This window comes from Luteibacter sp. UNCMF366Tsu5.1 (assembly GCF_900119235.1).
In the GTDB taxonomy this organism is placed as follows: domain Bacteria; phylum Pseudomonadota; class Gammaproteobacteria; order Xanthomonadales; family Rhodanobacteraceae; genus Luteibacter; species Luteibacter flocculans.
Genome location: NZ_FPIS01000001.1, coordinates 360,354 through 376,280, shown reverse-complemented (window position 1 = coordinate 376,280; position 15,927 = coordinate 360,354). Strand labels below are relative to the sequence as shown.

Sequence of the window (15,927 nt, the reverse complement as noted above, 5' to 3'; positions counted from 1 at the left end):
TGTCGGACGAAGGCGCGGCAAAAGCAAGGATGCCATCCGCTATAATTGTGGGGCCATGCCCCTTAATGACGTCATCGACAGACCCGCTCCGACCGACGTCCACCCCCTGCCAACCGACCGCCCCGCCCTCGCCCCGGCTGCCCCCACCAGCAAGGCGCGCTATCGCGGTCTGATCTGGCTGGTGTCCGCCGCCTTCTTCATGCAGGCGCTGGACTCGACGATCGTCAACACCGCCGTGCCCGCCATTTCGGGGGCGCTCGGCGTCACGCCGCTCAGCATGCGTACGGCGCTCACCAGCTATGTGCTAACGCTGGCGATCTTCATACCCATGAGCCCGTGGCTGTGCGACCGGTTCGGCACGCGGCGCGTGTTCGGCGGCGCCATTCTCGTGTTCTCTCTGGGCTCGCTACTCTGCGGGCTGGCACAGAGCCTGCCGCAACTGGTGCTCTCCCGGATCATCCAGGGCCTGGGCGGCGCAGCGCTGATGCCGGTGGGCCGCTACGTGATGGTGCGCAGCATCGACCGCCGCGAGTTCGTCAGCGCCATGACCACGGTCGCCACCTTCGGCCTGCTCGGCTCGGTGTTCGGGCCGTTGCTCGGCGGTGCGTTGGTGGAATTCACGAACTGGCGGTTGATCTTCCTCATCAACGTGCCCGTCGGCATCGCCGGTTTCCTGCTCAACCGCCGCGAGATGCCCGACTATCGCCTCGACCGCGCGCACCGCTTCGACATCGCTGGATTTCTGTTGTTTGCCGGCACCTCAGCGCTCTGTCTGATGGCCGCCGAAACCGCGGGCGGCGACGGTCATTGGTTCTCGGTGGCGATCTACGCTCTCGGCGCGCTGGCGCTGGGCGTGACCTATGTGTGGCATAGCCGGCGTACGGCCTATCCCGTCACCGATCTGTCGCTGCTGAAGGTGCGCAGCGTGTGGGTGTCGCTGGCCGGCAACCTGTTCACGCGGTTGGGCGTATCGGGCATGTACCTGCTGCTGGTGCTGTTCCTGCAGATCGGCTGCGGCTGGTCGCCACTGGCGGCGGGCCTGATGATGGTGCCGCAGGCCATTGGCTCGATCTCGGTGAAGCCGTTCATCGATCGCCTTCTCACGCACTTCGGCTACCGCCGTCTGTTGCTGGGCAACACCATTGCGGTGTCGGTGGTGCTGTGTTCCTTCGCCCTGCTGTCGCCCCAGGCGCCCCCGTGGCTTGTCGTGGTATTCGTGTACATCTACGGTGCCGTGATGTCGTTGCAGTACACGTCGATGAACACCTTGACCTATGTCGATCTCGACGTGAAATACGCCTCCATGGCATCGTCGATGGCATCGACCGCTCAATACCTTTCGATGAGCTTTGGCATCGCGTTCGCGTCGCTGCTGATGGCCGGCTTCCTCGAAACACGCGACGCCGAAGGCTACGTGCTTGCGTTCCACTGGTCCGTGGTCGTGCTCGGCCTGATCACGCTCGCGGCCAGTTGGATCTTCAGCCGCCTGCGCGATCCGCGTGCAGCGGCAGAAGCGTAAGTCCGTCCCGGCGAGGTGCCGCCATGGCGGCGGGGGAACTTGTCTGTGGGAGCCGCTATAGCGGCGAGAAGCCAACAGCGCGATGAAGCGATGAGGCTAGGTTTCCTCGCCGCCATGGCGGCTCCCACAGTTAGTTTCTCGCTGCGTCACGCTTTTCGCGCAGCGCCTGGTACGCGCCAAGCGCCGCTTCGCGTGAGGTTTTCAGGTCCACCATCGGCCGCGGGTAGCCGCTGCGCGCGAGGAAGGTCTCGTCTTCCCACGGCGCATGCACCAGTCGCCCCGGTGCATCGGCGAGTTCGGGTACCCAGCGACGGATATAGGCGCCTTCCGGGTCGAACTTCTCCGACTGGGTCACCGGATTGAAGATGCGGAAATACGGTGCCGCGTCCGCGCCGGAACCCGCGACCCACTGCCACCCCATGGCGTTGTTCGCGAGATCGGCGTCGACCAGGGTGTCCCAGAACCACTTCTCGCCGAGCACCCAGTGCTGGCGCAGATTTTTCGTAAGCAGGCTCGCCACCAGCATGCGTACGCGGTTGTGCATCCAGCCGGTGGCCCACAGTTCGCGCATGCCGGCGTCCACGATCGGGATGCCCGTGCGGCCCTGCTTCCAACGACGCAGGGCGTGCGCGTCCCGTTCGGCCCACTGAAAGCCGTTGAACGCCGGATTGAAACTTTCCGTCGGCGTCTTCGGAAAATGGTAGAGAAGGTGGTGGCCGAACTCCCGCCAACCCAACTGTCTGAGATAGGGCTCGATGTCTGCCGCATTCCGCTGCCGTGCGGCCTGCTCGCGCAGGTACGCGGCGACCTGTACCGGCGATATCTCACCCCAGTGCAGGTGCGGCGAGAGCCGCGAGGTGCCATGTCGCGCCGGAAGGTCCCTGCTCTCGGCGTAATGGGCCAGGGCATCGTCGGCGAACAGGCTCAGCATCTCCCATGCACCGGCTTCGCCGGGATGCCAGATGGAGAAACCGCGCGCCCAATCGCGCGTCGGCAGCAGGCTCAGATCATCGATCGCGTCGCTCGCGCCGCCGGCACCCACGTCCGCAAAGCTCAGACGGGAGGGCACGGGCAATGGCTCGGCGCCATCGATCCGTGTGCGCAGGTGCCGCCAGAAAGGGGTGAAGACCTTATACGGGCCGCCTTGTTTCGTTTCGACGTCCCAGGGCTCGCACCACAAGGCCGCGTTGAATGACGCCACGGCCACGCCGTCCTGCTCCAGTGCCCGGCGCACCACCTTGTCTCGGCGGACGATGCGAGGTTCGTAGAGGCGATTGAAATAGACGGCGGTGGCGCCGCTGGCGCCGATCAGATCACGCAGGGAGGCCAGGGTAGGACCAGCGACGACATGGAGATGTCCCCCATGCTTGACGAGCGATGCCTCCAGCGCCATGAGCGAGTGATGCAGCCACCAGCGACTCGCCGCGCCCGGCGTCCATGCGCCCTCTTCCTCCGGCGCGTGCACGTACGCGGCAATCACGCGATCGTGCGCGCGGACGGCGGCCTCCAAGGCGGGGTTATCGGCAAGACGGAGATCGCGGCGGAACCATACGATGGCAGTACTCATCGGCGTAGTATCCATCAACATGCCATGTAAGCATCGTGCTCGATCTTCATTCAGTCGGCATGCTTAGACTGTATCGCCGACGCCCCACTCCCGGTCGTCCACAAGGAGATACCATGAACATCAAGACCGTCCTCGGCCTTCCCCTGGCCGCCTTGCTCGCCACGGCCGCTGTCGCTCCCGCATCGGCCGCCGTGCTGACGCGCAGCGACGGCATCTACGTGCGCTGCGACCAGTGCGGCGTGGTGCAGAGCATCGAACACAACGTCACCGCCGGCCGTGAACACGGCACGGCTGGCGCCGTCATCGGCGCCATCGCCGGCGGCGTGCTCGGCAACCAGGTCGGCAAGGGTAAGGGCCGCACCCTCGCCACGGTAGGCGGCGCCGTCGGCGGCGGCTTTGCCGGCAATGCCATCGGCAAGGGCGGTGGCAGCGACAGCTACACGTTGCGTCTCAAGATGGGCACCGGTGGCTACACCAACGTGCAGGTCAAGGACGCTTCGGCCATTCGCGAAGGCGACATCGTCGTGGTGGACGAGCAAGGCAACGTGCAGCGCGTGCAGTAAGCGCGTCGCAGGCACGCCATCCATCGCCGCGTCCCAGCACGCGGCGGTGGTGATTCAGCGCGGTTTCGCTTCCGCGATGCGAGCCGCCACGGCGTCGTAGAACGACGGTGGAAGCACGGCGCGCACCGGCACGCGCCACCAGTTCGGCCGCGCAAAGCGGCGACATTTGACGGCGTCCTTGTCGGTCATGAGGACGGGACAGCCATCCGCAAAGGTGAAATCGTCCCGCGTGAAGGCATGGTGGTCTGCGAACGGATGCCCATCCACCGCGATGCCCTGCGCCGCAAGGCTTGCGAAGAACCGCGCCGGATTCCCGATACCCGCTACCGCATGCGCGGGGCGCCCTGCGAAATCCGCCAGCGGCGTGGTCTTCATCGGGTCGTGCATGTTCACGGCAACGCCGCCTTCCAGCGTCATCCGTATCTCGCCCTCACCGGGTACCCCGCCATTGACGACCACGAAGTCGACGTCAGCGAGCCGGCTCGCTGGTTCGCGCAGGGGGCCGGCAGGCAGGAGGTGTCCATTGCCGAGGCGGCGCTCGCCATCGATGACGCAGATCTCCACGTCGCGCCCCAGACGGTGATGCTGCAGGCCGTCGTCCGCGAGGATGAGGTCGCAGCCGGCCTCCACAAGCAGCTGTGCCGCCTCCGGCCGCTGGCGGCCGATGGCGACGGGAATGCCGCTCTGGCGGATCAGGCTCGGTTCGTCGCCGACCCTGGCCGGGTCGTCCTCGCCAGTCAGCAAATAGGGGCCGCGTTCGCTGCCGCCATAACCGCGGCTGACGACGCCGGGCTTGAATCCACGCTCTGCCATGGCCGCAGCGAGCGCGGCGATCAGCGGTGTCTTGCCGGTGCCGCCGAGCGTGATGTTGCCGACCACGATGACTGGTACGGGCAGGCGAACCACAGCGGCAGGATCGTTACGGTAACGATCCGCACGACGTCGTACGGCGAAGCGATACAGCGCTTCCAGCGGACGCGTCCACCACGGTGGCGGTGAATCGCCATACCAACGCCGTTGCAACGACGCGCCGAGGGCCACGCGCTCAGCCCGCCGATGCCTGCTCGTGGAACTGCATGCGATGCAGCGCCGCGTACTGGCCACCGCGTTCGATCAAGTCACGATGCGTACCCAGTTCGATGATCCTGCCCTGCTCCATCACCGCGATCTGGTCTGCGTGCTCGATGGTGGACAGACGATGTGCGATGACCAGCGTGGTGCGATCGCGCATCAGGCGGGTCAACGCGTCCTGGATCAGGCGTTCCGACTCGGTATCGAGGGCGCTGGTGGCCTCGTCGAGCACGAGGATGGGTGCGTTCTTCAGAATGGCGCGCGCAATGGCGATGCGCTGACGCTGACCGCCGGAGAGCGAATTGCCGCCCTGCCCGATCGGCGTCTGCAGACCCTGCGGCAGGCGCTCGATGAATTCCATCGCGTTCGCGGCCTGTGCGGCAGCGACGATGTCGGCTTCCGACGCGCCGGCCATCTCGCCGTAGGCGATGTTGGCGGCCACGGTGTCGTCGAACAGGATCACGCTCTGGCCGACCCAGGCGATCTGCCGACGCAACGACGCCAGCGTGTACTGAGCATAGTCGCGGCCGTCGATCAGGATGCGGCCTTCGGTCGGTTCGTAGAAACGCGGGAGCAGGCTTACGAGACTCGACTTGCCACTGCCCGACCGGCCCACCAGCGCCGTGACCGTACCCGGCGCACAGACGAGGTCGACGCCACGCAGGGCTGTGTGGTTGTTGCGCTCGTAGACCAGCTTGACGTTCTCGAAACGGATGTCGCCCTTCGTGCGGACGAGTTCTTCGGTACCGTTATCGACTTCGGGCGGTTCGTCGATGATGGCGAAGAGATCTTCCGCCGCGCTCACGCCCTTTTGCAGGTTGGACTGGATGCCGGCAAGACGCTTGAGCGACGGCAGCATGCCGCCCATGGCCGTGAGCACGGCGGTGAATACGCCAGGGGTGATCGTCTCGATGACGCCGGGGCGCGTGCCCAGGTAGACCAAGGTGGCGAGCGCCATCGCGCCGACCGTCTGGATCGTGGCGCTGGACGCGGCGCTGGTGGCAGACACCTTGAGGTTGAGCCGGCGCTGGCGGTCGGCGATCTGTCCGAAGCGGTCGCCTTCGCGGGTCTGTCCGCCGTAGATACGCACCTCGCGGTTGGCCGCGACGGCTTCTTCTACCGCGCTGGTCACGGTACCCATATTGCCCTGGATGCGCTTGCTGATCTTGCGGTAGCGGCGGCTGATGATGGTGACGATGACCACCACGCACGGCACGAGCACGAGCAACGCCATCGCGAGATAGGCGCTCTGGTAGAGCATGACCGCCAGCAGGCCGACGACGGTCAGCCCTTCGGTCACGGCTACTTTCAGAGAATCCGACGACGCCGCGGCGACCTGCTCGCTCGTATACGTGATGCGCGAGATCTGCTGCCCCGACGGCTCCTTGGCGAAGAACGTGGACGGCAGGCGCAGATAGGCCGCGAATACGTCGATGCGGATCGCCTGGACGACGTTGCGGCCGACGTAGGCAATGCCGTAGTCGGTGCAATACGAGGCGACGCCGCGCACCGCGAAGATGCCGATGATCCAGATCGGCATCCAGAAGATCGTGTACGGATCGCGCGCGATGAACAGGTTGTCGATCAGCGGCTGCAGCAGGTTGGTGAACAGCGACAGGCAGGCCGGGTCGATGATCATGCCGATGATGGCGATGATGCCGGCCGTGCGGAACCGCTTCGTATAGCTGAGCAGGCGCTTGTACGTCTGCCAGGTGCGGACGTCCCACACCGAGACTTTCTGCGTACTCACCGGCTGGCCGCCGCGTCGCTCGGCGTGGTGGCGATGGAGAGCCGCGTGAAGCCGAGTTGGCCCAGTGCGTCCATCGCCCGCACCACGTTCTGGTGCGCGGTATTGGCGTCGGCACGGATGACCACAAGACGCCCGCGATCGGGACCGGCCACGCGCTCGATCGTGGCCTTCAGCGCATCGATGCCTTCACCCTGCACCTCGTCGCTACCCACGGCGTAGTGGCCGTCGCGATCGACGACCAGGGTCAGCGCATTGTCGGTGGCCTCGCGTGCCTCGGCGCCCGCCTTGGGCAGATCGACCTTGAGCCGCGAGTGCTCGATGAAGGTGGTGCTGAGCACGAAGAACATCAGCAAGGTAAGCAGGACGTCGATCAGCGAGATCACATTGATCTCGAAGTCGTCCTCGCGACGGGAGCCGATACGCATGGGATCAATCGGCCTGCGCGGCAGTTTCCGGCGCGGCGGCGCGGCGGCGCGGCGCGGGCCGCGGGGCCGAGAGGTCGTCCAGCAGCGCGGTGGCTTCCTTTTCCATCTGGACGACGTAGCCGCCGACCTTGGAGCGGAAGTAGCGGTGCAGCACATACGCGGGAATGGATACCACGAGGCCGAACGCCGTGCAGATCAGCGCCTCGCCGATGCCGCCGGCCATCTTCGTGGGGTCGCCGATGCCGCCGGCCATCACGTTCAGGAACATGCGAATGAGGCCGATGACGGTGCCGAGCAGGCCGAGCAACGGGCCGATCAGCGCGATCGTGCCAAGCGTGTTGAGGTAGCGCTCCATGCGGTGGACGACATGGCGGCCGGTGTCCTCGATGCGCTCCTTGATGATCTCGCGCGGACGATCGCGCACAGCGAGCGCGCCGGCAAACAGTTCGCCCAGCGGCGAGCCCTTCTCCAGGGCGGCGAGATGGGCGGCGTCGAGCTTGGCCGACCGGGCCCATTCGCGGACCTCGGCACCCAGCCCCGGCGGCAGCACGGCCGCGCGGCGCAAGGCCCAAAAACGTTCCAGCACGATCGCCAGCGCCACGAGCGAACAGATGAGGATCGGCAGCAATGCCCAGCCGCCAGCCAGAAGGATCTCGAGCACGTGAACCCCGGATTACCGAATGCGAGCGCGCATGATAGCAGGGCCCGCGATTCGGACTGAGGACGCATTCACATTGGGCGCGGCGCCATCGTCAGCGTGCCAGGAGTTCCACCTCCGCCACTTTGGCCGTCGCGCTGCCCGCGAACGTGAGGCGGTACTGGCGGAACGCCTGCGGGTTCGCGACCGCAAAGGCCCGCGTCTGGCGGTTCCACGGGAACGTCTCGTTCTTGCGCTCGTCGAGCACCGCCCACTGTTTGCCGTCGGCCGAGCCTTCGAGCTTCCAGCCCGAGGGGGCCTCCGCCGCCTTGGCCGGCGAGGTGATCGTATACAGCGAGACGACGGCTGGCGACGACAGCCGATCGTGCAGGACCGTGCCGGCACGCAGCGCCAACTCCGTGCTGCTGTCGTTGTCGACGGCCGCCTTTGGCGAACCCTTACCCGCGCCCTCGATGCTGACGTCATCGCCGCGTAGCACGTCGTGCAACGGCGCGGGCTTCTGCCCTTCGGCGCTCAGCGACGGCGGAAGAGCCGCCGCCCCGGTGCCCCAGCGGGAGGGTTCAGGCCCCATGGCGAAGGTCAGCGTGGCGCCCTTGGCGAGCAGCGCATGCGGAAGACTCAGGTTGTCCCACGGCTGCCCGTTGACCTTGAGCGACTGAACATAGCGGTTGACGTCGCTGACGCCAGGCGCACGGATGTCGATGCGCGCGCCGTTCTCCAGCGTGATGGTCATGCGCGGGAAGTGCGGCGCGCCGATGACGTAGTCGGGGCTGCCCATGCGCAGCGGATAGAAGCCTGCCGCGGCGAACAGCCACCATGCCGACATCTCGCCGTTGTCCTCGTCGCCCGGATAGCCCTGGCCGATCTCGCTGCCGACGTACAGCCGGGAAACGGCGTCGCGCAGCTTGTCCTGCGCCTTCCACGGCTGGCCTGCCTGGTCGTACATCCAGATGATGTGGTGCGACGGCTGGTTGGAGTGACCGTACTGGCCCATGCGCACGTCGCGGGCTTCCAGCATTTCATGGATCACGTCGCCATAGTCGCCCACGTCGAACGTGCCGGGCGTGGCGAAGAACTGGTCGAGCTTCGCGCCGAGGGCTTCGCGACCGCCGTAGAGCGCAGCGAGGCCGGCACCATCCTGCGGCGCATGGAAGGCCATGTTCCACGCATCGGTCTCGGTGTAGTCGCCGCCCCAGCGCGTGGGCTTGAAGTCCTTGGCATCCCAGCGCCACTTGCCTACGGGATCGCGCGCGACGAAGAAGCCCACGGCCGGATCGAACAGATTCGCGTAGCCGAGAGCCCGCGAGCGATACCACAGGGCGTCGCCCGCATAACCGCGATAGGCGTCACCGCGCGGTGCGGCCTTCGCGAGTTCCGCCGCGAGATTGCCGATGGCGAAATCGTTGATGTAGCCATCCATCGACCACGACAAGCCTTCGCTCACGGTGTCGTCGGTGTAGCCATTGAACAGCGAGCGCTCGATGCCCTTGCGCCCGGCGCCCTTCACGTCGCTCACGGTAGACGCGTTGCGGATGGCGGACTGATAGAACGAGGCGACGTCGAAATTGCGCACGCCCTTCAGCCAGGCATCGGCGAAGGCCACGTCGGAACTGGTGCCGACCATGAGATCGGCGTAACCCGGCGACGACCAGCGCGCGATCCAGCCGCCGTCACGGTACTGCTGCACGAAGCCGTCGATCATGCGGCCTGCTTCGGTCGGCGTCAGCAGCACATAGGCCGGCCACGCCGTGCGGTACGTATCCCAGAAGCCGTTATTGACGTACGGCTTCCCGTCGACGATGCGGGCGCCGGTATGCGTCGGCGTGTTCTCGCCCGCCGGCGCGGAGAACGGAGTGGCGTAGCGGTACACGGGGTGCTCCTTGCTGCCCGTGTTCTCGTACGCCTGGTTCGGATAGAGGAACAGGCGATAGAGATTCGAGTACAGGATGGTGCGTTCATCGGGTGTCGCGCCTTCCACGCTGACGATGCCCAGGCGCTTGTCCCAGGCGTCGCGCGCACGTGCATGCACGCTGTCGAAATCGTCGTTCGGCGCGATTTCCTGCGCAAGGTTGGCCTTGGCCTGCTCCACGCCGATGAGCGAGGTAGCGATGCGCATGGTGACGGCGCCGCCGCCCTTCGCCGTATCGAAACCGACCCACGCGGAGGCGTCGTCACGACCCTCACCGGTGAGGCGACCGCTCTCGCTGATCGGCCGATCGAACTCCGCGTAGAAGAACAGACGCGTCGCCCCGGTGGAAAGTCGGCTCTTCACGTCCGACCAACCCTGGATGGCGCGGCGTTCCGGATCGAGTGTGACCTCCGCGCGCCCGTCGAGGTTGTCGAACACCAACTGCGAACGTTTCCCTGTGAAGGTGAAACGGAACATCGCTGCGTGGTCGGTAGGGGTGATCTCGGTGGTGATGCCGTTGTCGAAGCGCACCCGGTAATAGTCGGGATGCGCCACTTCCGCGTCGTGCGAGAAGGCGAGCGCACGCGTCTCGCGCTTCAACGGCGGTGCGCCCGTCTCGGCGGCGGCCGGCATCACCTGGAAGGTCTGCCGCTCGCCCATCCACGGGCTCGGTTCGTGCGAAAGACTGAACGCCTCGATGCGCGGACGGTTATCGGCACCGTTGCGCTCCTGATACTGATAGATCCAGTTCGACCCGGCGTTGGTCGTCGGCGTCCAGAAATTGAAGCCGTGCGGCATCGCCACCGCGGGAAAGTTGTTGCCGCGGGAGAAGTTCGCGTTGGCATTCGAGCCACGACGCGTATCGACATAGTCGGTGGGATGCGTGCTGTCGATCGGCTTGACCTTGCCGATGCGCACGTCGTCGAGATAGCCCTCGAAGGTCTTGCCCGCCGGCGCATCGACGGCCAGTTCGATGGCACGCACGCGGCGACCCTTCGCCACGGCGCCCAGATCGACGCTCACGTAGTTCCATTGGTCGGGATAGAGCACGCGGCCTTCGCCCTGCCCCTTCGCCGTGACCGGCACCCCGTGCTGATCGTGCGCGCCGGTAGCGGAAAGTCGCGAACCGTCGTCGAACACCAGGTCCACACTGGCGTAGTTCGCCGGGTTGGTCAGGTCGTCCTTGTTGGAACGCGGAAAGACGAGCCAAGAGAGCACGGTGTCGTCGGAGACGCGCAGATCGGTATCGAACAGCTTCACGACAACCTTGCCGCTGGCCGTGCCGGCATAGCGCAGCGAATGCAGACCGGTGAAACCCACGTCGGGCTTCGCCGTAAGCACGGCATCGGCGGGCGGTCCGCCGACGATGCGAACATCGAGGCCGCTGGCCTGCGCGACGGCGAGCGTGGGATCGCCCGGCTCGAACGACGAATCGAACTGCCGGTCCGCCGCAATGGCGCCCACCGGTACCACGGCTGCAGCCGTCGCCAGGGCGAGCACCGCTCGCCCCCAAGCCTGCTTCGATCCCGTCACGCGGCGTCCCCTTGTATGCGGAAGCCCGCATTTAAATCGTTCTAAATTCGAGATGTCAAACCGCGGTGCAGCACGAGGCACTGGGTGGAGCGCGTTCACGGTCGTGCGCGGAGGCGGCGGTTCACTCCTCAATCGCGCCAGTAACGCCTCCCGGGACGACGCCATTCGCGTGTTATCCGGGGCGCTGCGTCGGCGGGGAAATCGATGTGGATTGCGCCGCTGCGTGCGGTCACGTAGACCGGGCTGCCGACCGCGGCATGCCGGTCCACGACATGGGGATGCGGGTGACCGAAGCGGTTCCGCCAACCCGCCGATGCGATCGCCAGCGTCGGCCGAACGGCGGCAAGCCATGACGCGGTCGAAGCATGCCGACTGCCGTGGTGCGCGATCGTCGTCACCGTAGGCAAGCGCGACGCGAGGCTGTCGCGCGACATGCGTTGCTCCGCGGCACGACCGATATCGCCGGTGAGCAAGAGCCGACCCGCCGCGCCTTCGACGGCAAGCACGCAGGAGCGATCGTTACCCGGGGTCTTTCCGTGGCTTGAACGAGGCACCTCGACAAAACGAAACACCACACCATCCCAGGACCATGCATCGCCGGCCTGACATGCCGCTGCCTCGAACGAAAGACGCTTCGGCTCTCCGGACGATCGCCGCGCCTGGGGATAGCGCTGGATCACCGACGCGGCACCACCGGCATGGTCGGCATCGCCATGACTCGCGACCAGATGATCGACTGGGCCGATGCCGAGCGCGGTGATGGCCGGCAGCACGACGCCGATCCCCGCATCGCGGCCACCCGCGTAAGCCGGACCGGCGTCGTAGACCAGGGTATGGGCGCGTGTCCGCACGAGCACGGCAAGGCCCTGCCCCACGTCCAGCACCCACACTTGGAACGCGCCGGGCGCGGGCAGATCGCGAGACGGCAACGCCAACGGCAGGAACAACAGCGCGCCGTAACCGCGCAAGGGTACGCCGCGCGGCGCGAACAACCACGCAGCGCCGAACGTCGCCAGGACCGTGATCGCGAGCGAGCTTTCCGCCACCGTGAGCCGGGCGGCTGGCCAGTCGGCCATCGCTTCGAGGAGGCGCCATTGCCAATCCATCAACCATGCCGCAGGCGTCAGCAACACATCGGCGATGGGAGGTACGGCGAGCCCGACGCAACCCAGCAACGTCAGCGGGACGATGGCGAAGCTCACCAGCGGCGCGGCGAGCAGGTTCGCCAGGAAGCCCACGAGCGACGCACTTCCGAACCACCACAGCGACATCGGCAGCAAGGCGACGCTCATCGCTGCCTGGGCACGCAGAAGCTCGCCGAACCAGCCTCGCCAGCCGGCGGAACGCGGCGCCACGCAGAACATGAGAAATCCCACGCCCGCGAAGGAAAGCCAGAAGCCCGGCGAAAGCACGGCGAGGGGGTCGGCCGCCAGCACGACCAGCAGCGCCACCGCCAACAACGACGCGCCGCCGGCTTTTCGCCGACCGAGGCCCGCCAGCATGACGACGGCGATCATCAGCAAGGTACGCACGGTCGGCAGGCCCATGCCGGCGAGCATGCCGTAGGCCGTGGAGACGGCCAGACCAAGCGCGGCTTGGGCAAGCGGCCGCGGTAGCCGCAAGGCGAGCCATGGCAGGCAGGCGTAGAACAGTCGCGCGAGCAGCACGCCGCCGCCGGCAGCCACGCCGACGTGGAAGCCGGAAATCGCGATGAGATGAGACACGCCGGTGGCACGTGCGACGTCCCAATCGGTGGGCGTCAGACCGCGCGTGTCACCCACCGCCAATGCCTTCAGCACCCGGGCATTGTGTTCGCCCAGCCGCGCATCAAGCGATGTGGCAAGCGCGTTGCGCCAGCCATCGATGCACGTACCCGACGACAACCTCGCGTTCGCCTTCGCCTCGCGCACGTAGCCCGTCGCCACGATCGCGCGCTGCAGCGCGCCGCGCTCGGCATCGGCACCGCCAGGATTGACGGGGCCGCGCGGACGACGCAGACGCACGGTCAAGCGCCATCGATCGCACGGCTGAGGCGCCGACGCGGCTCGATACCACGTCAGACGCAGACGACCGCGCGGCAGCGTGCGATCGCCGCGCGCGCGATCGGGATCGAACAGGAAGGCGACATCGGCGCCCACGCGGCGCGGTAGTTCGACGATGCGACCCACAACGATCACGTCCTCGCCGTCGCGCGCTGCCGGCCAGCGCGCTTCCATCGCAAGTGCCGCACGCAGCGCAGCCCACGCGGCGAAGAGCGCTACCACCGCGAACAGGCGCAGCCATGTCTGAGGTATACGCCACAGCGCAACGATCGCGGCAAGGAGCACGCAGGCCGACGACGTCGCGTAAGGCAGGGATGCCCACCCTTGCACGAGGACGCAGCCAAGTGCGGCAGCCGCGGCGACGGTAACGAGGGAAAAGGGAACACGAGACACGGCACGGTACGGGAGGCAACGGCGACGTCCAGCCTAGGCCCGAAAACCATATGCATGGGCCACGCGCCGCTGTGGGTGAAGGCGGGCATGTTTGCGTGTTACCGCGACACCGCTTCGTGGGCTTCTCGCCGCTATAGCGGCTCCCACAAAAATTCAGTGGTTTCCCGCGCCGCCACGCCAGGGGCCCGGCGGACGATCGCCGCCCTGCCCGCCATGTGTCGGTCGGTCGCCACCTTGCGAGCCGCCACGCGTCGGGCGATCGCCGCGCGGTGCTCCGCCAGGCGGACCGCGATCCGGGCGACCGTCGCCTCGTCCGCCACGCCAATCACCCGGGCGATTCCCAGCCTGCCATCCGCCTGGACGACCGTGGTCGCCGTCGCGGTCGCGCCATCCACCTGGACCGTGGTCGCCATCGCGATCGTGCCACCCACCACGCGGGGGCGGATGACCGTGCCAATCGCGATCGCCGCGATCGTAGCGACGCCTGCCGTCGCCGTCGTACCAGACGGTGCCGACCGTGATGTTCGAATAGCAGCAACCCGGACCATAGCCGTAGTAGCCGTAGCCAGGTGCATAACCGGGCGACACCACGGTCGTCTCCTCGCCGTAATACGTGTCGGCGCCGGAACCGTTACGGACGTAGCCGTAATCCGGATCGTAATAGCAGCCCGCCAGTGGCAGGCAAGCCGCCAAGGCAAGAAACAGCGAGTGCGCTCGACGCATGGAGGTTCTCCGAGTGGCGATGCCGACGTTGCGCTCGCTGGATTGAATGGCCGCTAAAAAAAGAAAGGGCCGCGCAGGCGGCCCTTTCCTTTCATTCAGCTTTCACGCTCACTCGTCGTCATCGTGCGCCGATGGCGTGGAGGACACGTGCGATCCGCTGCCTGGAACGACATCGGGCGTGCCGGCGGCATGGTGCTCATCCGTCGGCCAGTTGGGCGGCTGCCGGTCGCGCTCGCGCTTCGCATCGAGCAAGGCCTGGATGTGCGCCACGGCTTCTTCCTGACTCAGCTGCTGCGTCGGCGCCTCGTTGGATGCCGGCTTCGCAGCGGCCGGCTTCGGGCGCGGAGCCTTCTTCGGCGTCGGCGGCGTAGCGACCGGGGACGTCACCTTGGTCACCGGCGCTGCGCGCTTGCTCGGCGCGGCCTTCGCGACCGGGGACTTGCGTGCCGGCGCCTTCCGAACCGCCGGCGCGGGGGCGGCCTTGCGAGCCGTGGTCGCGGGGGCCTTCGTGGCAGCGGTGCGCTTCGATACTGCCTTCTTGGCTACGGCCCTTTTGGCTACGGCCTTCTTAGCGACTGCCTTCTTGGCGACTGCCTTCTTGGCGACTGCCTTCTTCGCTACAGCCTTCTTGGCAACGACGCGCTTGGCAACCGCCTTCTTCGCCGCTGTCTTCTTCGCAGGTGCCTTGCGAGCCGCGGTCTTTGTCGTGGAGCGCTTGGTCGTTGCCGCCTTGCGTGCCGAAGCCTTCTTTGCCGCCGCGCCGCGCGCCGTGGTCTTTTTCGCGGTGGCTTTCTTGGCGACGCCCGTGCGCGCGGTGCTCTTCTTCGCAGCCGAGCGCGTCGACTTGGCGGCGGTCTTTCTTGCGGTCTTCTTGGCAGCGGTCTTCGCTGCGCCGCGCGTAGCCGCCTTCTTGGCGGCGATCTTGCGGGTGGTTTTCTTCGTAGCCGTCTTGCGTGCCGCGGACTTCTTCGCGGCGGACTTTCGGGTCGTTGCCATGCGCTCGTTCCTCCTGCGGTAGTAGCCGACGCGAACCGCCCCCCCGGGGGGAACTCGCGTGCATGCCGGACGACAACAATCGGTCGGTCTTCGTTCCGGTCGAACGCATGATGTAACAGGCGTCGGCCGAAGTCACATGCATTCGGCAGAAAAGTTCAGGTTCGTCGTCAGAAAAGCCGGGGCTGCGTCAGTGTACCGATGAAGTTAAGCAACGCTTCCGGCCGCAGTGCAATGGTGAAGAGCACGCCGTAAAGGGCTCCCCAGAGGTGCGCGCTGTGATTGACATTGTCGCCCCCGCGCCGATCCATGTAGATCGAATACACGACGAACAACACGCCGTAGAGAATCGCCGGCATCGGGATCACGATGACGTAGATGCGCGACCACGGTGCCAGCAGGATGAAGGCGAAGAGGATGGCCGACACCGCACCCGAAGCGCCGAGGCTCCGGTATCCCGCATTGCGTCGATTGGCGAGGTAGGACGGCAGGATCGAGAAGACCAGTGCCCCGATATAGAAGGTGAGGAACCCAAGCGGGCCCATCGCGGCACTGAAGAACGCCTCCATGATCCGCCCGGCGAAGTACAGCGAGATCATGTTGAAGAACAAATGCGCGCCATCCGCATGCACGAGGCCATAGGTCACGAGCCGGTAGTACTCGCGGCTGCGGCTGAGCGCAGGGGGCCACAGGATGAGGTCGTCCAGCAGGCGCTGGTTGCGGAAAGCGACGATCGAGACCACCGAGGTCACGAGAATGATGAGCAGCGTGATCATGCGTT

At 66.5% G+C, this 15,927-nt stretch carries 12 protein-coding genes; 2 read left to right on the top strand and 10 right to left on the bottom strand.

Annotated features, from left to right (window positions below; genetic code table 11):
• Positions 1-55: 55 nt before the first annotated feature.
• Complete coding sequence (locus BT115_RS01670; RefSeq protein WP_083527240.1) at positions 56-1,519, top strand: MFS transporter; 1,464 nt, start codon at positions 56-58, stop codon at positions 1,517-1,519.
• 130 nt (positions 1,520-1,649) lie between these two features.
• On the opposite strand, the gene BT115_RS01665 is transcribed toward BT115_RS01670, so the two are convergent.
• The gene (locus BT115_RS01665) at positions 1,650-3,086 is read right to left on the bottom strand and encodes a cryptochrome/photolyase family protein (RefSeq protein WP_072320816.1); all 1,437 of its coding nucleotides are present in this window, start codon (positions 3,084-3,086) and stop codon (positions 1,650-1,652) included.
• A gap of 113 nt (positions 3,087-3,199) precedes the next feature.
• Between BT115_RS01665 and BT115_RS19020 the strand changes: the two genes are divergently transcribed.
• Entirely contained in the window at positions 3,200-3,649 is a 450-nt protein-coding gene (locus BT115_RS19020) for a glycine zipper 2TM domain-containing protein (protein WP_143144430.1), read from the top strand.
• Between the two features lie 54 nt (positions 3,650-3,703).
• Here BT115_RS19020 and lpxK read toward each other — a convergent pair whose 3' ends face one another.
• The 9 genes from lpxK to BT115_RS01615 all read right to left on the bottom strand — a co-directional run bounded on the left by lpxK (position 3,704) and on the right by BT115_RS01615 (position 15,922).
• Positions 3,704-4,690, bottom strand: a complete 987-nt coding sequence (gene lpxK / locus BT115_RS01655; RefSeq protein WP_072320815.1) for a tetraacyldisaccharide 4'-kinase — start codon at positions 4,688-4,690, stop codon at positions 3,704-3,706.
• A gap of 4 nt (positions 4,691-4,694) precedes the next feature.
• Complete coding sequence (gene msbA / locus BT115_RS01650; RefSeq protein ID WP_072320814.1) at positions 4,695-6,470, bottom strand: lipid A export permease/ATP-binding protein MsbA; 1,776 nt, start codon at positions 6,468-6,470, stop codon at positions 4,695-4,697.
• Entirely contained in the window at positions 6,467-6,895 is a 429-nt protein-coding gene (locus BT115_RS01645) for an ExbD/TolR family protein (protein ID WP_072320813.1), read from the bottom strand. Before BT115_RS01645 ends, msbA begins: the two co-directional genes overlap by 4 nt.
• A gap of 4 nt (positions 6,896-6,899) precedes the next feature.
• Positions 6,900-7,541, bottom strand: a complete 642-nt coding sequence (locus tag BT115_RS01640; RefSeq protein ID WP_072322188.1) for a MotA/TolQ/ExbB proton channel family protein — start codon at positions 7,539-7,541, stop codon at positions 6,900-6,902.
• Positions 7,542-7,647: 106 nt separating this feature from the next.
• A complete protein-coding gene (locus BT115_RS01635; protein WP_255369335.1) occupies positions 7,648-10,995 on the bottom strand; it encodes a GH92 family glycosyl hydrolase in 3,348 nt (1,115 codons plus the stop codon).
• Positions 10,996-11,123: 128 nt separating this feature from the next.
• A complete protein-coding gene (locus BT115_RS01630; RefSeq protein ID WP_072320811.1) occupies positions 11,124-13,430 on the bottom strand; it encodes a DNA internalization-related competence protein ComEC/Rec2 in 2,307 nt (768 codons plus the stop codon).
• Positions 13,431-13,583: 153 nt separating this feature from the next.
• The gene (locus BT115_RS01625; protein WP_072320810.1) at positions 13,584-14,153 is read right to left on the bottom strand and encodes a hypothetical protein; all 570 of its coding nucleotides are present in this window, start codon (positions 14,151-14,153) and stop codon (positions 13,584-13,586) included.
• A 108-nt stretch (positions 14,154-14,261) separates the two neighbouring features.
• Positions 14,262-15,149, bottom strand: a complete 888-nt coding sequence (locus BT115_RS01620; RefSeq protein ID WP_072320809.1) for a histone H1-like repetitive region-containing protein — start codon at positions 15,147-15,149, stop codon at positions 14,262-14,264.
• Between the two features lie 167 nt (positions 15,150-15,316).
• Positions 15,317-15,922: a rhomboid family intramembrane serine protease gene (locus tag BT115_RS01615; RefSeq protein ID WP_072320808.1), complete on the bottom strand. Its 606-nt coding sequence runs from the start codon at positions 15,920-15,922 to the stop codon at positions 15,317-15,319.
• Between the last annotated feature and the right edge of the window lie 5 nt (positions 15,923-15,927).